Raw genomic sequence first — 18,069 nt, 5'->3', positions numbered from 1 at the left:
TTTTCTTATTTGAAACTTTGTTGTTGAGGTGACGCCTACGGTTGTGCCTTTAGCATAAGTTCGCTAGGACATTTATAACTATATAGGTATAAAAGTAGTCAATGCGCTGCTTTTATACTTTTAAGCCAATACACGCTAACAAAAGGTAGCAGTTAGAACTACAATAAGCTTGAGTGAAGAACCAGGATTAGATGTCTATGCTGAGTAAATTAGGCCAATTATTTAAATTCAAGAAAGATGCGCCAGAACAACTTTTTTTGCAGCAGCATGAGATTGAATATGATGATGAAAAAGGCTTTATCATTGAAGGTATTGTGCTAAATGCCATACATGCTGAACGTTTGGTCTATTTTTCAAATCGTAGAATTAGTCAGTTTGATGACCTTAATGCACTTTTTTATAGTGCTATGCTAATCAATGAGAAAATCGACTTAGAAATTGCCAATGAACGATTTGTCGCACGTTTAGGTAATAATTTAGAAAACTTAACTGAGCTAAAGCGAATGATTAAGCTACTTAATGACTATTATTACCAGTTTATACGTGACAAAAAATAAGTCTTTTAAAAGCCATAAATTTGAGTTGTAAAAAGAACTTAGCGCTAGATTGATGATGTTGTTGTCGTGAAAAATAACATGCAGCGAGAGGACATCATGCTAGTATATGACGCATGTTTTTAAATGCTAAAGCCATGTCCATGTTCCAAGAAGAAATCTCCCAACTGAATGTGCAACAACTAAAAGCAGGCGAAAAACGTTGGCTGGGAAATTTGCTCGGCTCTTCAACTGCATTATTCATTCAAACGTTAAGCACACAAAATAACCAGCTCTTTGTGGTTGTTGCAAAAAACAATCAACACTTAGCACAACTCGAAAGTGAATTTGAATTTTACGGTATTCGACCGACCATTTTCCCAGACTGGGAAATTCTGCCTTATGACCGTTTATCTCCTCATCAAGATATTGTATCTGAGCGCCTCGCAATTTTATCCAATATGCCGCAAACAGGCGTCTTACTGATTTCGGCTTCGACCTTGGCACAGCGTGTAGCGCCGACGTCGTGGGTGTTGGGAGAACACTTTGATATTCACGTTGGTCAAAAGTTTGAATTGGAACAGCAAAAGAAGCGTTTGATTCAAGCAGGCTATCATTTGGTCGACACAGTATATGACCATGGTGAATTTGCGGTTCGGGGTAGCATTATGGATATATATGCCTCAGGTCAAGCTGCACCAATTCGCATAGATTTGTTTGATGATGAAATTGAAACCCTCAAATTTTTTGATCCTGAAACACAGCGCACTACGCAAAACTTAAAACAGTTTTCCGTATTACCAGCTAAAGAGTTTCCGCTGAAAGAGGCACGCAGCATATTTCGTGATCGCTATGCAGAAATGTTTCCGACGGCAAATCCAAAGAAAAATCCAATTTATCAGGATGTGTTAGAAGGGATTGCATCACCAGGGATTGAATTCTATTTCCCACTCTTTTTCAGTGCAGCGCAGATGGAAACCCAAAGTACACTGCTTTCGTATTTACCAAGCCATTCCATTGTCATTACAGATAAGCAAGTTGATGATGGTTTAGATAGTTTTTGGAAAGAAATCCACCGCCGTTATGAAGACCGTCGCCATAATGTTGACCAGCCAATTTTAGCGCCTAACCATCTTTTTATTTCGACCAATCAAGTTTTAGAGCAGCTCAATAGCTTTCCCCGCATTATCGCTTCAGTCGAGGCTTTTGATCTAAAAGCAGGTGTGATCAATTTAAACACCGTGCTTCCACCACGTTTAGCAGTCGATCCTAAGTATGAAAAGCCCTTTCATGCGGTTAAACAGTATATTGATGCTGCTAACCATCCAGTATTACTGGTTGCTGAAAGCGCTGGGCGTCGAGAAACTTTAAAAGATGCCTTGCGTGCGGCATTGGGAGAGATTCCTAATGTTGAGAATTTTGCTGAATTTCAAAAATCCTTACATGCCATTGCAATTACCAGTGCGCCATTAGAGCGTGGCTTGGTATTAAAAGACAGCATTAGCATCATTTCTGAAAATCAGTTGTATGAGCATCGCGTTGTACAGCGCCGTCGTAAACGTCAGCAAGAGGTTTCGGAAGAGTTTCTCATCCGTAGTTTGACTGAATTGAGTATGGGTGCGCCGGTGGTGCATATCGACTATGGTGTGGGACGTTATGCGGGCTTAGTCACTTTAAGCATTGATGATCAAGACTATGAATTCTTGCAGCTCGATTACGCCGATGCTGCCAAAGTCTATGTTCCTGTCACCAATTTACATTTGATCAGCCGTTATAGCGGCGGTGACCCAGACCTAGCACCCTTGCATAAGCTGGGTACTGATGCTTGGAGTAAAGCAAAGCGTAAAGCATTGGAGCAAATCCATGATGTAGCAGCGGAGTTATTGCATATCCAAGCCCGTCGTCAAGCCAAACTAGGTTTTGGTTTTGAGTTGGATCAAGGTCAATATATGCAGTTTGTCAGTGGCTTTGCCTATGAAGAAACACTCGATCAAGCCAATGCCATTGAAGCGACTTTGTATGATATGCAATTGGCTAAGCCGATGGATCGCTTGGTCTGTGGTGATGTGGGCTTTGGTAAAACCGAAGTTGCGATGCGCGCAGCATTCTTAGCTGTGCAGAACAACAAACAAGTGGCTGTTTTGGTGCCGACGACGTTGCTGGCCCAACAGCATTATGAGTCTTTTAAAGACCGTTTTGCAGACTGGCCTATTCGTATCGAAGTTTTATCGCGTTTTGGCAGCAGTAAATCACATACCAAAACGATCGAAGACTTAGCTGAGGGCAAAGTCGACATCGTGATTGGTACGCATAAAATTCTACAAGAAAGTGTCCAGTTTAAAGACTTAGGCTTAATGATTGTGGATGAAGAACACCGCTTCGGTGTACGTGATAAAGAGCGGATTAAAGCAATGCGTGCAGATGTGGATATGTTGACTCTGACTGCAACTCCAATTCCACGGACTTTAAATATGGCCTTTAGTGGCATGCGTGATCTATCCATTATTGCCACACCACCTTCACGACGTTTAGCGGTAAAAACGTTTGTGCAAGAACATACGGGTGATTCAGTTAAAGAAGCCATCTTGCGTGAGTTACTGCGTGGTGGCCAAGTTTATTTCTTGCATAATGAGGTCGAAACCATTGAGCGTGCAGCGGAGAGTCTTCGAGAGTTGGTCCCTGAGGCACGTGTGGCTGTTGCACATGGTCAAATGCGTGAACGCGAGTTAGAGCAAGTCATGCAGCAGTTCTACCATAAAGAATATAACGTGCTGGTCTGCTCAACCATTATTGAAACAGGGATTGATGTTCCGAATGCCAATACCATTTTAATTGAACGGGCAGATAAGCTGGGTTTGGCGCAGTTGCATCAACTGCGTGGACGTGTAGGGCGCTCGCATCACCAAGCTTATGCCTATCTGTTGGTGCCATCCATCAAAGGGTTGAAAGGCGATGCTGAAAAACGTCTGGATGCGATTCAGCGGGCATCGACATTAGGTGCGGGCTTTATGTTAGCGACGGAAGACTTAGAAATTCGCGGAGCGGGTGAGCTACTTGGCGAGCAACAAAGTGGTTCAATGCAAGCCATTGGCTATAGCTTATATATGGAGATGCTCGAAAAGGCGACCAAAGCCATTCAAAAGGGCAAAACCCCAAATTTCGATGCGCCACTCTCACTGACCGCAGAAATCAATTTACATATGCCGGCCTTGATTCCAGATGAATATCTAGGAGATGTCCATCAGCGTTTATTGTTCTATAAGCGCATTAGTAATACGGACAGTCAGGAAAAACTCGATAACATTCGTATGGAGTTGATTGACCGTTTTGGGATACCACCACAACCTGTAAAGCAGCTTTTTGCTGTACATCAGATGCGTTTGAAAGCAGAAACACTGGGCATTACCAAAGTGGATATTTCTGCCAATGGTGGTACGATTGAATTCTCACCTGATACTCCTGTTCAGGCGATTAGTATTATTCAGATGATGCAAAAACACCCGACCTTTTTTAGGATGGAAGGTGGTCAGCGCTTAAAGGTTATGGTTATGCTAGAGGAATATGAAAAACGGATTCAATTTATCAATGACTTATTGGAAAGTTTGTTGAAAGAGTTGCATTAAAATTTAGCTTTAATTTGCTGTGATTTCATACAGATATCAGGTTTTTCTTGCGGACTTGCGCTATAAAAAGAAAGACTTGATTTTTTGACGAAATTTATTAGAGTAATAAATGTGATGTGGTTCAAAGTAAAACGTAGTTTATTTGTGTTGAAACACATTGCTTACAATATTCACCTCTGATTGGATGTGATAGTATTAGCCATTATTCTAATTTGCATCATTTATAAAGATATGTTTAGTTTGCATTCACAACTTGCTCAAGATACGTTTTTTGTAGGCGACTTTCCACTTTCAACATGTCGCTTAATGAATGATATGCAATTCCCGTGGTTAATTTTAATTCCACGCGTGCCAGGCATCACTGAGTTATATGAGCTTAGTCAAGCCGACCAAGAACAGTTTTTACGTGAGTCAAGCTGGTTATCAAGCCAATTGGCTCGTGTATTCCGTGCTGACAAAATGAATGTTGCTGCTTTAGGTAATATGGTTCCGCAGCTCCATTTTCACCATGTTGTACGTTATCAAAACGATGTCGCATGGCCAAAACCAGTTTGGGGTACTCCCGCTGTTCCTTATAGCAATGAAGTGCTTGCGCATATGCGTCAAACTTTAATGCTTGCACTACGTGGCCAAGGTGATATGCCATTCGATTGGCGTATGGACTAATACACGTGAGAAATCAAATCAGGGATGATTTGATCGTGTGCATAATGGGGAACGAGCAGTGCCATTAGATCATTGGTTATCTAAAGAGCCCAAACAATTTGTGTATTTCCATCGTGCGATGGGATATAGCATGCTGTCTTTAATAACCATCGTCTATCATTATACGATGGCAGATACTCAATATCAGATTTACGTGCCGCTGCTGTTGCTCATTGTATTATTGATCACCCCCCCATTTTCAAGGTGGTTAGGTTATCGCTTCAATAATACGATGCGACGCGGTGTAATGTTTGTTATTGATATTGTCATTACTGCGATCATTTTAGCCGCTGTACATCTCAGTATCGTACTCACATTTTTAACCATTTTTGCTATGCTTTACACGGCTATTAGCAATAAAATTTCTTTTTTGATGGTGTCTTTGGCCAGCCTGATTGGGGTGGTTGTCTTTTATCTCTCAATTATCTTTGTCTTCGGTTTTGGTGAGTATTTCGAGGCTACCAGTACCGAACTGATCATATTGGGTTTTTTGTGCCTCACCACTTATTTTGGCGTGGGTAGCTATTATCAGCGCAACCAAATGCAAGACATATACCGCCGCAAAAATCACTATTTCGATCAGATGAACCGTTATATGGAGTTTGCCAATCAGCTGAGTCGCTATGCACCAGTTCAGTTGTGGCAATCGATTATGAAGGGTGAGTCTGAAGCGAAAATTGAATACAAGCGTAAGAAACTGACAGTTTTCTTTTCAGATATTCAGGGTTTTACAGAGCTTTCTGAAAGCCTAATTCCGGATGATTTAGCATTCCTACTCAATGATTATTTAAAACACATGACCGAGATTGCGAAGCAATATGAAGGTACTGTTGATAAATTCATGGGGGATGCAATTTTAGTGTTCTTTGGTGACCCTAATTCTGAAGGTGTAGAGCGTGATGCTCAAAACTGTTTGGAAATGGCTATGGCAATGCGTCAGCAAATGAAAATCCTGCGCGAGCGTTGGGTGAAAATGGGTTATCCGCCATTGCATATTCGTATGGGGATTTCTACAGGGTATTGCCACGTAGGGAACTATGGCGCATCGCACCGTATGGCTTATACGATTGTTGGTCGTGATGCAAACCTTGCTGCACGTTTACAAAGTGCAGCACAAGTGGATGAAATCTTAATTTCGGACGATACGCATAATTTAGTAAAAAATGATTATCTTTGTGCACCGAAAGCGCCAATTTTCCTTAAGGGGATTAAAGGTGCTGTGAAGACGTGGCAAGTCGTTGAAAAATATACCTCGCAAAAATCAGATTATCAACGCTGGTTTGATTATGAATATAAAGGGTTTCATTTACTGCTGAACTTAGATGAAGTGCAGAATTTTGAATATCCGCAGTTAATTCAAGTCTTAGAAAAAATGATTCAACGCATTCAAACCCAACAGAAGATGACCAACTCGCAAGGTATCGTCAAACTCAATCTTGAAGATGAAGTAATAGAACCTGTTCAAAAAAATGAATATCATTAAATTGATGGCGTGAGATACAAAACTAAGAGTCGTAAAAAAGCCACTACAATGAGTGGCTTTTTTTATGCTTTTAAAAATTAGTGATTTTCAGACGCGTGGTTAATTGTGTATTTAGGAATTTCAACTTCTAAGTCTTCATCCACTAACTTCACTTGGCAAGACAAACGAGAGTCAGGTTCTAAGCCCCAAGCACGATCTAGGAGGTCTGCTTCAACATCATTCATTTCTTCTAAGCTGTCGAAGCCTTTACGTACCACAACGTGACAGGTGGTACATGCAGCTGACATATCGCACGCATGTTCAATCTTGATTCCATTTTTCAGTAAGCTTTCACAAAGATTCGCATTCTGTTCAACTTCAAACTCAGCACCTTCTGGGCAGATTTGCGCATGTGGGAGAACTTTAATACGTGGCATAGTCTTTACCTATAAATTAGTTTGAGTTTGACCAATCGTCGAGTTTTGTGCCTTTCAGCGCTGCATCGATATGCTGATTCATACGTGCTGCTGCAAAAGCATCACTGTGTATTTTAAGTTGTTCAACAGCAGATTCAATTGCTTTGATTTCTGTTGTTTCAAGTGTTGCTTCTAATGAAGTTTTGGCCGCATTTAATGCAACTTGTTGTTCATTCGTGAGCAGGTGAGAATCCACTTTTAGGGCTTGCTCTAAAGCTTCGAGTTCGCGTTTTGCTTCAACTTTTGTTTCTTGTAAGTGACGAAGATTTTTATCTTCTTCAGCAAACTTATAACCATCAAGTAGTAAGCGTTCCATGTCGCTATCAGCTAAACCATATGATGGTTTGATGTCAATTTGAGCATGTACGCCAGAGGTTGTTTCTTTAGCTGAAACCGTCAGTAGACCATCGGCATCTACTTGGAAGGTCACTTCAATGCGTGCTTGACCCGCAGTCATTGGTGGAATACCGCGAAGGACAAAACGACCTAAGCTACGGCAATGCTCAACCAAATCGCGCTCACCTTGAACCACATGAATCAACATCGCTGTTTGGCCATCTTGGTAGGTGGTGAACTCTTGGCGACGTGCAACTGGGATTGCGGTATTACGTGAAATAAGACGCTCAACCAAGCCGCCCATGGTTTCTAGACCGAGAGAAAGAGGAGTTACATCAAGCAGTAATGCGCCATCGGCTGTATTTCCAATCAACTGATTGGCTGTAATCGATGCGCCAATAGCAACAACTTCGTCTGGGTTGATGGTACACAATGGCTCTTGAGCAAATACATCGCGTACCGCGTTTTGTACAGCATAAGAGCGAGTTGAGCCACCGACCAAAACCACGTTTTGAATGTCGCTGAGTTCAAGCTTGGCATCGCGGAGCACGCGTTTACACACACTAATTGTTTTATCTAAAGCAACTTTGATAATGCCTTCAAATGTCGCACGATCAAGCGTTAAGCTGTGCTCTAGGACTTGTAAATGAACGCTTTCTGCATCGGTTAAAGCTTCTTTAGCTTTACGTGCAGCAACTAAAACGTGTGCATATTCAGTGTCATCGAACTGCTCAATGTTGAGTTCTTTTTTCGCCCATTTTACGATTAAGCGGTCAAGATCATCACCGCCTAATGCGGTATGGCCACCCGTTGCTAACACTTCAAACACGCCTTGTGAAAAGCGTAAAATTGAAACGTCAAAGGTACCGCCACCCAAGTCATAAATCACATAGTTGTGATCATGCGCAAGATTGGTTTCTTGGTCCAGACCATAGGCAACTGCAGCAGCAGTAGGCTCATTTAAAAGTCGTAGTACATTTAAACCCGCAAGTTGTGCGGCATCGCGTGTTGCTTGACGTTGAGCCTCATCGAAGTATGCGGGAACGGTAATCACTGCACCATTGACTTCATTTTTTAAGCTCGCTTCAGCACGATCTTTTAGTTGCTTTAAAATTTCAGCGGATACTTCAACAGGAGTTTTGCGGCCCTGAGCAGTCTCAAAAGCAGGCATTTGATTATCTTCACCCACTAAAGTGAAGGGGTGTTGAAATTTAATGTCGGCTTTAGAGCGTCCCATAAAACGTTTGACTGAAACGATGGTGTTTTTAGGATCGGCAGTCAAAAATGGTTTCGCTTCGTCGCCATATTGGGTTTGGTTTACACCATAATGCGCGATCGATGGGAGTAAGACACGACCTTGTTCATCATGCAAAACCTTTGCTTTGCCTGAAAGTACAGTTGCAACTAGAGAGTGTGTTGTACCTAAGTCGATACCAATGGCAATACGGTGTTCATGTGGCGCACTTGATTGTCCAGGTTCTGCAATTTGCAAGAGAGCCATGTGTTACATCCTTTGAGCGTCAAAAATTAAAAATAAGTTAAAATTCATCATCTAAATCAAAGCTATCGTTATCTTCAAAACGATCTTCAGCTTTATCTATGTCATGCATGACTTTTACAAAGAAGCGAAGTTTGCGGACATCATCACGTGCCTCAGCCCAATCTTCCTCTTCAAAATCAATTTTGAATTCGCGGACTAAACCATCAATCCATTGTTGAACGTCTAATTTGAGTGATTGTAATTCATTTGCTGAACGTGCTTCATCAAGTTGTTCACGGATTTCTAAGGCAGACTGGAGAAATTCAAAATCATTGATGGATTGATCAAGATGATAATCTTGTTTTTTTAATCCTAATAAATATCCTGCACGGCTATCGACCTGAGATAAAACTTTAAATGCTTGATTGATCTCACTTGATTTTATGAGGGCTTGATCTTTATGGAGAGCTTTATCTGGGTGATATTGTTGCTGCAACTTTAAAAATTCTGATTTTAAGGTTGCTAAATCAATATCGAGTGCTACTGGGAGGTTAAACAACTCAAAATGATTCATAGGAGAGGGATTCCGCGCTAAATTGGGGGTTATTGCGAAAGCAAAAACACTCTATGTAAATGCAATTAAAACAGTGTGATACACACTGTTTTAATGTTGAAAAACAAATTAATGAACTGTTATACGGTGAAAGATTCACCACAGCCACATTCGCCTTTTTTGTTTGGGTTGTTAAACTCAAAGCCTTCGTTTAAACCATTTTTCACGTAGTCCATCTCCATACCATCGAGATAAACCAAGCTTTTTGGGTCTACAAATACTTTCACCCCAAACTGCTCAAAGGTGGTGTCATGTGCATCAATTGAATCGACAAATTCAAGCACATAAGCCAAACCAGAACAGCCTGAAGTTTTCACGCCAACGCGAATACCTTCACCCTTACCGCGATTTTTTAAATAATTACTGATATGAGTTGCAGCATTTTCAGTTAAGTTGATCATGAAAACTCCCTAATCTTTCTTTAAAATGCGAAGCAATTAAGCTTTAGATTTTTTGCTGCGGTAGTCTTCAACAGCAGCTTTAATAGCATCTTCAGCCAGTACAGAACAGTGTACTTTTACTGGAGGAAGAGCAAGTTCAGTTGCGATATCAATGTTTTTGATCGCTTGAGCTTGATCTAAAGTTTTGCCTTTTAGCCATTCAGTCACTAAAGAGCTTGATGCAATAGCAGAACCACAACCATAAGTTTTGAAACGTGCTTCTTCAATCACACCGTTGTCATCTACTTGGATTTGTAAACGCATAACGTCGCCACATGCAGGTGCTCCGACCATACCTGTACCTACGTTTTCAGCATTTTTGTCTAATACACCTACATTACGAGGGTTTTCGTAATGGTCAATTACTTTTTCGCTATAAGCCATGATGCGTCTCCAAACCTCGGGGTCAGCGTTAATATTAAATATGGGGTCAAAACTTGATTTTTCAATGAAGCCATCCAGTATGTGGATGACTTCAATGGGAAAAATTAGTGTTCAGCCCACTCAACTGTAGAAAGGTCGATACCGTCTTTGTACATGTCCCAAAGTGGAGAAAGTTCACGAAGTTTCTCGACCGCAGAACGCGTCACTGTAAGTACATGGTCAATGTCTGCTTCAGTGGTGTATTTACCAAAACTGAAACGAATTGAACTGTGCGCAAGTTCGTCAGACAAACCTAGTGCACGTAATACATAAGAAGGTTCTAATGTTGCTGAAGTACAAGCTGAACCCGAAGATACAGCAGCGTCTTTCAACGACATCATTAACGATTCACCTTCAACAAAGTTGAAACTTATGTTTAAGTAGTTCGCAACGTTTTGTGTTGGGTGACCGTTTAAGAAAATTTGTTCTAAGTCTTGTAAGCCATTCCAAAGCTTGTCACGAAGTACGCGAATGCGTGTTTGTTCAGAAGCTAAGTTTTTACCTGCAAGTTCAAATGCTTCACCCATACCAACGATTTGGTGTGTTGCAAGTGTACCAGAACGCATACCGCGTTCATGACCACCACCATGCATTTGCGCTTTTAAACGAACACGTGGAGTACGACGTACATAGAGTGCGCCAATACCTTTAGGGCCATAAATTTTATGAGCAGAGAAGCTCATGAGGTCAACTTTCATAGTTGAAAGGTCAATTTCAACTTTACCTGCAGCTTGCGCCGCATCGACATGGAAGAAGATCTTGTGTGCACGAGTAATTTCACCAATTGCGGCAACATCAGTCACAGTGCCAATTTCGTTGTTCACCATCATTAGGGAAACAAGAATAGTGTCTGGACGAATAGCTGCTTCAACCATTTCAGGGGTAATTAAACCCGTGTTTGGAAGTGGCTCAAGGTAAGTGATTTCAAAACCTTCAGACTCAAGCTCACGGCAAGTGTCTAAAATAGCTTTGTGTTCAATTTTACTTGTAATAATGTGCTTGCCTTTAGATGCATAGAATTGTGCTACGCCTTTAAGAGCTAAGTTATCTGATTCAGTTGCACCAGAAGTCCAAACGATTTCGCGTGGATCTGCTTTGATCAAGTTCGCAACTTGTTCACGTGCATATTCTACTTTTTCTTCTGCCTGCCAACCGTAAGCATGAGAACGAGACGCTGGGTTGCCAAATGTGCCGTCAAATGTCAGACATTCCATCATGCGTTCAGCGACTTGAGGGTCTACAGGAGTTGTTGCTGCATAATCAAGATAAATTGGACGTTTCATGTCAAATACCTGTTACCGATAAAAGGGCTGAATCTGAAGGTGCTGTGTTTTGGCGAATGGCAACTTTTTGAACGTTGTCACGTGCTACAAGGTCAGCAAGAGTGATTTTCGCGAGATAGTCGGCAATGTGATGGGAGAGTTCTTGCCATAAATCGTGAGTTAAGCACATTGCGCCATTTTGGCAGTTGCCTTTATGGTCACAGCGAGTGGCATCAACTGTTTCGTTTACAGCTTCAATAACTGCTAATACAGTAATTTCATCAGCGCGACGAGCTAAATGGTAACCACCGTTGGCACCACGAATACTAGAAACTAAGCCGTGGCGCTTTAATTTCGCAAATAACTGTTCAAGATAAGCAACAGAGATAGTTTGACGAGCTGCAATTTCTGCAAGCGTGATCGTTTGTTCAGTTGGCTGCAAAGCTAAATCAAGTAGAGCAGTCACTGCGTAGCGTCCGCGAGTTGTTAAGCGCATGATTCGATACACATGATTAGACTAGATGTGGAGATTTTAAGAATCCTGACTAAAATAGTCAAGTTTTTTTAATAGGGATTGTGCGTATTTAATTTGCTTGAAATATTATGTAGTTATGCAAGCCAAATATTATATACCAATAAGCTAATCAAAAGTATAGAAAACACAAAAAATGTGACATTTATACGTTTTTGACGTTGCTCGATACGGCGGATACGATTTTTGTATTGTTTCACTTCAACCTGTAGAGTGTTGATTTTAGAACGTTGTTCTTCAATTTTCTCTAAAAGAGGTGCAATACGCTTTTTAGATGCAACTACATTTTGCGGATCAGTTGGTTCAGTTAACCAGTTTTTCCAATCGGCAAGAACTTTAGGTGCACTAAAATGTAAAATTAAATCTCGGAACTCATCTTTTAAGGTGATGTCACCATCAATACGCATAGTTTTAATACTACGACGGTTTCCAAAGACGAAAATTTTAATTAAATCCATCAATGTGGTGCGTACATCTAGGTCGACCGGTTTTTCAGGTGCTTTGGCATCAAATAAAACACCTTGAGCGGTAAAGGTGATATAGAAGTCAAAATAAGGTAGGTAGCTATTTATTTTAATCGCAATATTTTGCTCAACAAACTTTTTAGAGTGAAGTGCAACCACGCGGTCGTGTTTTAAAATAAGCGAAAAGATCGTCTCAAGAACAATCATCACCATAGTGAGTAGCATATGTGTTTGATTGTGTTCTTTTTGAGAATCATTCATAAGTAGTAACCTAAATCCTGACCTGAAATGAGCATCCTGCTCGCAAAAACTTCAGACTTAAAAATAAAAATGTAATAAAGATGCTTTGTAGAACAGTTTTACAAATCGATCAAGTCTAATATTTGCTAGTATAGTGCAATCTATAAGATTTTTTGGATGTTTTTGCACATAAATCATGCAGGAGATGGTGCTAATGGAAAAAGCAGATATAGAGTTAGATGATATTTCGCAAGAAGATGAAACACTAAAAAAAACAAAAACTAAGCATCATTTTCACCGTAAAAATAGTTTAGATTTTAGAAAGTATACCAAGCAAATCTGGTTGGCGGGTTTGGGTGCTTTTTCACGTGCAGAGGAAGAGGGGAATAAATTATTTGACTCCTTGGTCCAAGTCGGTGAAGAGTTAGAATCTAAAACCACTGAAATTGCTGACCAAACGGTTGAAAAGGTATCTGAGAAAGCACGTGAATCGGTGACAGATACTAAAGACAAGGTTGAGAAGATTGTGGATCGCGGGGTAAATCACTCCTTGAACCGGATTGGATTGGTCACGGTGAAAGACATTCAGTACTTAGAGAACCTGATTCTTCAACTGAATGAGAAAATCGATGTTTTGATTGAAGAAAATAAGAAGTTAAACGAAAAAGTGAATAAAAAGTGATCTGGTTGTGCTTTTGTACCTTTTTCAACGTTTTTTTGTGATTTATTTTCCAAAAAAGCATATACAGAGTATTGCGTTTTCACCTAAAGCATTGCTATAAAGGCGTTACGGTAATTTATACTAAATTTTTGGACCTTAAATAAACGATATTAAGAGGACGCGATCCACATGAATAAATCAGAATTAATTGATGCAATTGCAGAGAAAGGGGGATTGTCTAAGACTGATGCTGGTAAGGCCTTAGACGCTACAATTGCTTCAATCACTGAAGCGCTTAAATCTGGTGATACAGTTACACTTGTTGGTTTTGGTACCTTCAACGTGAAAGAACGTGCTGCACGTACTGGTCGTAACCCACAAACTGGTGCTGCTTTAGAAATTAAAGCAAGCAAAGTACCAAGCTTTAAAGCTGGTAAGGGTTTAAAAGATTCTGTTGCTTAATCTTTTAAATAAATACTAAACGCGCCTTTTAGGCGCGTTTTTTATTAAACATTAGAAAATGTGTCGATAACACATTCATTCATTGCCGCTTTTCAGTTAAAATCTCGGGCAAATAAAATATTGGAATACTTATGGAATCTTTTCGTAAAGTTATTAAGGGTTGGTTGGGCAAGGCTTTGCTCATTTTGTTTTTGACCCCTTTAGCACTTGTAGGTATTGAAGGATATTTTAGTAGCGGATCAAAAGACGCTGTAAAATCAGTCAATGGCCAAGATATTTCTGAAAAGGAATTAGAGACCTTAACCGCTTCCTTTAAAGAACAATTCTTAGCTTATGCCAATGGTGATGAAACTTTACTCAACCAAAGCTTTATTAAAGATAAAGCGATGGATCAACTGATCGCGAATACTTTGTTATTGCAACAGGCTGAAAAGCTGGGCATTTCACTCAGTGATACTCAAATTGAACAGATGATTGCTCAACAGCCAAGTTTTCAAGAAAATGGAAAATTTTCAGAAACACGTTATTCAAGCTATTTGCAGTCTGTGGGCATGAGTAGTGATGCGCTCGTTGCAAACTTACGTCAAGACCATGCATTAAAAATGATGCGTTCGACTTTTGTTGATTATGCATTGGTGAGTAAATTAGATATTCAACAAATTGCTAACTTACAAACAGAACAGCGTACCGTGCAGTTTGCCAATATAAATCTTGATGAATATAAAAAGAACGTCAAGGTTTCAGCACAAGAGATTGAAAACTATTACAAGCAACACCCAACCATGTTTAAACAGGTGGCTAGTGTAGATGTTGACTATGTGTTGTTAACACCGGCCAATGTTCCTGCTACTGCTTCACCTGTAACTGATGCTGAGTTGCAGCAAGCCTATACACAGTTTGTTGAAGCACAAAAAGATACTGTTGCACCTTTGGTTAAACATATTCTGATTACGACCGATGCACGGACAGATGCTGAAGCGAAAAAACGTGCAGAAGAAGTTGTGGCAAAAATTAAAGCAGGCACAAGCTTTGCTACAGCTGCGGCTCAATACTCTGACGATACTGCATCTAAAGCGAATGGTGGTGCTTTAGCAGTTTATAACAAAGGCACTTTTGGTGATGCTTTTGACCAAGCTGTAGCATCACTTAAATCAGGTCAAGTGTCAGCGCCTGTAAAAACTGAATTTGGTTACCATGTCATTCAAACTGATGCGCCAGCTGTAAAGTTACCATCTTTTGAAAATGAAAAAGTACGTTTGACTGCGGAAATTCAAAAGAATAAAACAGCCAATGCATTCTCTGATACTGTAAACAGTTTAAATGAACTGGTTGTAGACTCAGATGCTTTAGACGTAGTGTCTCAAGAAGTTAAAGGTGTACAAGTTCAAACTGTGAAAGGGATGACGTTATCTACACAGCACCCTGTATTAAGTAATGCTGCGGTGAAAGTGAAACTGTTTAACGATGACGTGAAAAACGGTGATCGTAACGCGACCAGCAGCATTCAACTTCCAAATGGAGATGTAGTTTGGGCAAAAGTACGTGATTATCATGCGGCAGGTGTCCAAACGCTTCAAGAAGCAACACCACGTGTGAAAGCAAAATTGGTTGAACAAAAAGCTTATGATGCTGCTAAAGCTAAAATTGCTCAAAGCTTAAAAGACTTTAAAACTCAACCAGCGGCATCAGTTGTTGCTAAGAGTGGCTTAACCTTTACTGCACCGCAAATGTTTATTCGTTCACAAGGTTTACCTCGTGCAGTTGAGCGTGCGGCGTTTAGCCAAGCGGCACCAAAAGCAGGACAGTGGTCTGTAACAACAGCATTATTGCCAACAGAAATGGTGGTGGTCGCGGTATCAAACGTAAACAAGACGACGTCTAGTGCATTGACGGATGATCAATTGGCTGAGCTTTCGAAGTTATATCAACAACTTCGTGGTCAACAAGAAGCTGAAGATTATGTGCAATACTTAAAAGCACATGCGAAAATTAAATAATCGCACGCTATAAAAAAACCTGCATTCGTGCAGGTTTTTTTATGTATAGAGATAGTCAAATTCTACTTTAGGGTAAATAGCTTTAGGCACGGATTTTGAGTTCATAACCTGAATATTTACGAATATTAATCACACCCGTATCTAAAATCAGGTACTGACCTTTAATCCCTTGTAACTTACCGCGAATAACTGGGTTTTTATCCAGATTGTGGGATTTAATTTTCTCAGGATATTGCTCAACTGGATAAACAAACTCGCGTGGAAGTTCAGTTTCCAAAAGTTCAACCGTTTCATTGAATTCAAGATTTTGACTAAATTCCTCACGAATGGTTTGGATTTTAGGTGCAAACTCTTCGATGAGTTGTTCGCGAACTTCAATCAAGTCGAGTGGTTCTGCTTCGCCTTTGAGTAATTTGCGCCAATCGGTTTTGTCTGCCACTTGTGTGCCAAACATAATTTCGAGCTGGCCTGAAAGACGGCGCGAACCGACTTTCATAATTGGAAGGGCTTGGGTTGCACCTTGATCGAGCCAACGGGTTGGCATTTGGCTAATCCGTGTAATCCCAACTTTTAGGGCACTTGAGTTGGCTAAATAAACAATATGAGGCTGAAAGCAAACTTCATGCGCGAAGCTGTCTTCTCGGCAGGTGCCTAGGTGATAGTGACAGGTTTCAGGTTTCATAATACACATGTCACAAGAGGCTTTGGTTTTAAAGCACTTAAAGCAATGGCCTTGTGAAAATGATTTAGAAGTCTTCGTACCACATGAAACACAGAAGATTTTACCAGTCCATTCAATCTCGATTTCTTGACCCACATTAAAGGGAAGGTCAACTTCTGAACGATCTAGGATAAATTTATATTCAACATTTGCCTTGTGTGTATGTTGATCAGTTACACTAAGGTCCTTAAGACCTGCATGCATTTTATGGCAAATGCCTTGAAGTTCCATACAGAATTACTCACTCAATATTAAGGATGCGGTTATGGCTGAACTGAACGTCATTACTTCTATGCTAGACGATTTATCTCAAGAACAGCATATTTCAACTGCATTGTGCATTGGGCAGGATCTCAGCCCAAATCATCATCAATCTATTCAATGGCAATATTTTAGCGTATCTGACTTTTTAAGTCTGCCTTTTACCCAGCGCTATGATTTAGGTTTTGTGCTTTTTGATACGACAGAAATGCAAAATATAAGCTCACAACAAAAATCACAACTATTGGTGCGTTTAAGAGATTTGATGGCAAAGCGTATTCTGGTGGTGAGTCAATTGCAGGATGAACAACTACTTCGTGCTTTAGGTTTTACTCAACTGATCGATAAAAAGACGCATGGTAAAGACTTTGCCTTATGGCAATTTAATATTTTGACCTATAAGCATGTGCCTGACTGGTTTAATTCAAAGTTTTGGGCTAATCCTGAAAACTGGAATAAATTCCGTTGGTGATTTGACTGTAACTGTATTTTTCCATTCATAGCAAAAATTAACAATTTATCTCTATAGGGTTTTTTTAAACATCGTAAGCTATTTAAAAACCTAGAAAGGATAAAGTGATGACGAACCTGAATAATATTATAGAAATTTTGGCAAAGCAGGCCATGGGCGGTCAGCAACAGTCAAACCAACAAAGCGGTTTGGGTGGAATTTTGGGTTCGGTGCTTGGACAACCTGGAGCGGGTGGTACAGGCCAAACACGACAGGGTGGTTTGGGTGATATTTTAGGCTCGGTGTTGGGTGGTTTGATTGGTGGGCAGTCGCAGCAGGCGCCAAACTCGAAGAACTCAGCATTCGCAGGCGATGGAAAAAGTTTATTGATTGCGGTATTGCCTTTAATTTTGGCATGGATTCAACAGCAAGGTGGCTTGCAGGCAGCTTTAGATAAACTCAAAGGGCAAGGTTTAAGCAGTCAGGTTGAGGACTGGGTTTCTACAGGACCAGGAGAGAACGCCAGTGTAAATCCAGAGCAAGTGCAAAACTTATTTGATGATGCCGCGGTGGAGCAAGTTGCAGAGCAAGCGAATGCGCCTAAACAAGATGTATATAGTGCTATTTCACAAGTGTTACCGCAAATTATTGACTCACTCACCCCACAAGCAGGACAAACCAACCCTCAAGAAGCCAACGCGGATATTCAACAGGTATTAAACTTGGTTTCAGGTTTCTTAAAGCGCTAAATCCGAAATAAAAAGCCATTCTAGAATGGCTTTTTATTACTTAAAATGTCCCGTCCTGAAATAAGTTTACACCTTAAGAGACTTATTTTATGGAACATGAACGAGAACAACGAGTTAAACGTACACAACGTGATTATAGCTTGGCCTTTAAAATGATGGTGGTACATGAAGTAGAAAA

Annotated in this window: 18 protein-coding genes; 9 read left to right on the top strand and 9 right to left on the bottom strand. The window is 40.4% G+C overall.

Annotated features, from left to right (window positions below):
- Positions 1-191 precede the first annotated feature (191 nt).
- From ACG9ZB_RS11670 to ACG9ZB_RS11655, 4 genes are all read left to right on the top strand, one after another.
- Positions 192-557: a hypothetical protein gene (locus tag ACG9ZB_RS11670; protein WP_419325936.1), complete on the top strand. Its 366-nt coding sequence runs from the start codon at positions 192-194 to the stop codon at positions 555-557.
- Positions 558-697: 140 nt separating this feature from the next.
- Positions 698-4,156 (top strand): transcription-repair coupling factor, encoded by a 3,459-nt coding sequence (mfd, locus tag ACG9ZB_RS11665; RefSeq protein ID WP_419325982.1) that lies wholly within the window; start codon positions 698-700, stop codon positions 4,154-4,156.
- Between the two features lie 231 nt (positions 4,157-4,387).
- Positions 4,388-4,822, top strand: a complete 435-nt coding sequence (locus ACG9ZB_RS11660; RefSeq protein WP_419325935.1) for an HIT domain-containing protein — start codon at positions 4,388-4,390, stop codon at positions 4,820-4,822.
- A 58-nt stretch (positions 4,823-4,880) separates the two neighbouring features.
- Complete coding sequence (locus ACG9ZB_RS11655) at positions 4,881-6,344, top strand: adenylate/guanylate cyclase domain-containing protein (protein WP_419325934.1); 1,464 nt, start codon at positions 4,881-4,883, stop codon at positions 6,342-6,344.
- Between the two features lie 77 nt (positions 6,345-6,421).
- Here ACG9ZB_RS11655 and fdx read toward each other — a convergent pair whose 3' ends face one another.
- The 8 genes from fdx to ACG9ZB_RS11615 all read right to left on the bottom strand — a co-directional run bounded on the left by fdx (position 6,422) and on the right by ACG9ZB_RS11615 (position 12,610).
- On the bottom strand, positions 6,422-6,760 hold the full coding sequence (gene fdx, locus ACG9ZB_RS11650; protein ID WP_004697000.1) for an ISC system 2Fe-2S type ferredoxin: 339 nt from the start codon (positions 6,758-6,760) through the stop codon (positions 6,422-6,424).
- 16 nt (positions 6,761-6,776) lie between these two features.
- On the bottom strand, positions 6,777-8,636 hold the full coding sequence (gene hscA, locus ACG9ZB_RS11645; RefSeq protein WP_419325933.1) for a Fe-S protein assembly chaperone HscA: 1,860 nt from the start codon (positions 8,634-8,636) through the stop codon (positions 6,777-6,779).
- Between the two features lie 37 nt (positions 8,637-8,673).
- Entirely contained in the window at positions 8,674-9,189 is a 516-nt protein-coding gene (gene hscB / locus ACG9ZB_RS11640; RefSeq protein WP_419325932.1) for a Fe-S protein assembly co-chaperone HscB, read from the bottom strand.
- A 119-nt stretch (positions 9,190-9,308) separates the two neighbouring features.
- Complete coding sequence (gene iscA / locus ACG9ZB_RS11635) at positions 9,309-9,629, bottom strand: iron-sulfur cluster assembly protein IscA (RefSeq protein ID WP_004697006.1); 321 nt, start codon at positions 9,627-9,629, stop codon at positions 9,309-9,311.
- A 36-nt stretch (positions 9,630-9,665) separates the two neighbouring features.
- Positions 9,666-10,052, bottom strand: coding sequence for a Fe-S cluster assembly scaffold IscU (gene iscU, locus ACG9ZB_RS11630; RefSeq protein WP_004697007.1), 387 nt, complete (start codon positions 10,050-10,052; stop codon positions 9,666-9,668).
- A 104-nt stretch (positions 10,053-10,156) separates the two neighbouring features.
- On the bottom strand, positions 10,157-11,374 hold the full coding sequence (locus tag ACG9ZB_RS11625) for an IscS subfamily cysteine desulfurase (protein WP_419325931.1): 1,218 nt from the start codon (positions 11,372-11,374) through the stop codon (positions 10,157-10,159).
- 1 nt (position 11,375) lies between these two features.
- Positions 11,376-11,849, bottom strand: coding sequence for an Rrf2 family transcriptional regulator (locus ACG9ZB_RS11620; protein ID WP_004697011.1), 474 nt, complete (start codon positions 11,847-11,849; stop codon positions 11,376-11,378).
- 113 nt (positions 11,850-11,962) lie between these two features.
- Positions 11,963-12,610 (bottom strand): hypothetical protein, encoded by a 648-nt coding sequence (locus ACG9ZB_RS11615; RefSeq protein WP_125274342.1) that lies wholly within the window; start codon positions 12,608-12,610, stop codon positions 11,963-11,965.
- 193 nt (positions 12,611-12,803) lie between these two features.
- On the opposite strand from ACG9ZB_RS11615, the gene ACG9ZB_RS11610 reads away from it, so the two are divergent.
- From ACG9ZB_RS11610 to ACG9ZB_RS11600, 3 genes are all read left to right on the top strand, one after another.
- Positions 12,804-13,271 (top strand): phasin family protein, encoded by a 468-nt coding sequence (locus ACG9ZB_RS11610; RefSeq protein ID WP_419325930.1) that lies wholly within the window; start codon positions 12,804-12,806, stop codon positions 13,269-13,271.
- 168 nt (positions 13,272-13,439) lie between these two features.
- Positions 13,440-13,712, top strand: a complete 273-nt coding sequence (locus ACG9ZB_RS11605; protein WP_004651791.1) for an HU family DNA-binding protein — start codon at positions 13,440-13,442, stop codon at positions 13,710-13,712.
- 131 nt (positions 13,713-13,843) lie between these two features.
- The gene (locus ACG9ZB_RS11600) at positions 13,844-15,709 is read left to right on the top strand and encodes a SurA N-terminal domain-containing protein (protein ID WP_419325928.1); all 1,866 of its coding nucleotides are present in this window, start codon (positions 13,844-13,846) and stop codon (positions 15,707-15,709) included.
- An 82-nt stretch (positions 15,710-15,791) separates the two neighbouring features.
- Here the strand turns inward: ACG9ZB_RS11600 and ACG9ZB_RS11595 are convergent, their stop codons facing one another.
- On the bottom strand, positions 15,792-16,661 hold the full coding sequence (locus ACG9ZB_RS11595; protein WP_419325927.1) for a DUF2797 domain-containing protein: 870 nt from the start codon (positions 16,659-16,661) through the stop codon (positions 15,792-15,794).
- 34 nt (positions 16,662-16,695) lie between these two features.
- Here ACG9ZB_RS11595 and ACG9ZB_RS11590 point away from each other — a divergent pair, with 34 nt between their 5' ends.
- Positions 16,696-17,163: a DUF6231 family protein gene (locus ACG9ZB_RS11590; RefSeq protein ID WP_419325926.1), complete on the top strand. Its 468-nt coding sequence runs from the start codon at positions 16,696-16,698 to the stop codon at positions 17,161-17,163.
- A 107-nt stretch (positions 17,164-17,270) separates the two neighbouring features.
- A complete protein-coding gene (locus ACG9ZB_RS11585) occupies positions 17,271-17,891 on the top strand; it encodes a YidB family protein (RefSeq protein WP_419325924.1) in 621 nt (206 codons plus the stop codon).
- The last annotated feature ends 178 nt before the right edge of the window (positions 17,892-18,069 follow it).

It is taken from the genome of Acinetobacter johnsonii, from assembly GCF_048551975.1.
GTDB lineage: Bacteria > Pseudomonadota > Gammaproteobacteria > Pseudomonadales > Moraxellaceae > Acinetobacter > Acinetobacter johnsonii_A.
The sequence above is the reverse complement of the archived record's forward strand: the minus strand, read 5'-3'. Positions and strand labels throughout refer to the sequence as shown.

What these genes read in the sequence shown, in the direction of transcription:
- hscA (WP_419325933.1), bottom strand. Translation starts at nt 8,636, where the DNA reads ATGGCTCTCTTGCAAATTGCAGAACCTGGACAATCAAGTGCGCCACAT.
- fdx (WP_004697000.1), bottom strand. Translation starts at nt 6,760, where the DNA reads ATGCCACGTATTAAAGTTCTCCCACATGCGCAAATCTGCCCAGAAGGT.
- ACG9ZB_RS11590 (WP_419325926.1), top strand. Translation starts at nt 16,696, where the DNA reads ATGGCTGAACTGAACGTCATTACTTCTATGCTAGACGATTTATCTCAA.
- ACG9ZB_RS11615 (WP_125274342.1), bottom strand. Translation starts at nt 12,610, where the DNA reads ATGAATGATTCTCAAAAAGAACACAATCAAACACATATGCTACTCACT.
- iscA (WP_004697006.1), bottom strand. Translation starts at nt 9,629, where the DNA reads ATGATCAACTTAACTGAAAATGCTGCAACTCATATCAGTAATTATTTA.
- ACG9ZB_RS11605 (WP_004651791.1), top strand. Translation starts at nt 13,440, where the DNA reads ATGAATAAATCAGAATTAATTGATGCAATTGCAGAGAAAGGGGGATTG.
- ACG9ZB_RS11620 (WP_004697011.1), bottom strand. Translation starts at nt 11,849, where the DNA reads ATGCGCTTAACAACTCGCGGACGCTACGCAGTGACTGCTCTACTTGAT.
- hscB (WP_419325932.1), bottom strand. Translation starts at nt 9,189, where the DNA reads ATGAATCATTTTGAGTTGTTTAACCTCCCAGTAGCACTCGATATTGAT.
- iscU (WP_004697007.1), bottom strand. Translation starts at nt 10,052, where the DNA reads ATGGCTTATAGCGAAAAAGTAATTGACCATTACGAAAACCCTCGTAAT.
- ACG9ZB_RS11585 (WP_419325924.1), top strand. Translation starts at nt 17,271, where the DNA reads ATGACGAACCTGAATAATATTATAGAAATTTTGGCAAAGCAGGCCATG.
- ACG9ZB_RS11670 (WP_419325936.1), top strand. Translation starts at nt 192, where the DNA reads ATGTCTATGCTGAGTAAATTAGGCCAATTATTTAAATTCAAGAAAGAT.
- ACG9ZB_RS11660 (WP_419325935.1), top strand. Translation starts at nt 4,388, where the DNA reads ATGTTTAGTTTGCATTCACAACTTGCTCAAGATACGTTTTTTGTAGGC.
- ACG9ZB_RS11625 (WP_419325931.1), bottom strand. Translation starts at nt 11,374, where the DNA reads ATGAAACGTCCAATTTATCTTGATTATGCAGCAACAACTCCTGTAGAC.
- ACG9ZB_RS11600 (WP_419325928.1), top strand. Translation starts at nt 13,844, where the DNA reads ATGGAATCTTTTCGTAAAGTTATTAAGGGTTGGTTGGGCAAGGCTTTG.
- mfd (WP_419325982.1), top strand. Translation starts at nt 698, where the DNA reads ATGTTCCAAGAAGAAATCTCCCAACTGAATGTGCAACAACTAAAAGCA.
- ACG9ZB_RS11595 (WP_419325927.1), bottom strand. Translation starts at nt 16,661, where the DNA reads ATGGAACTTCAAGGCATTTGCCATAAAATGCATGCAGGTCTTAAGGAC.
- ACG9ZB_RS11610 (WP_419325930.1), top strand. Translation starts at nt 12,804, where the DNA reads ATGGAAAAAGCAGATATAGAGTTAGATGATATTTCGCAAGAAGATGAA.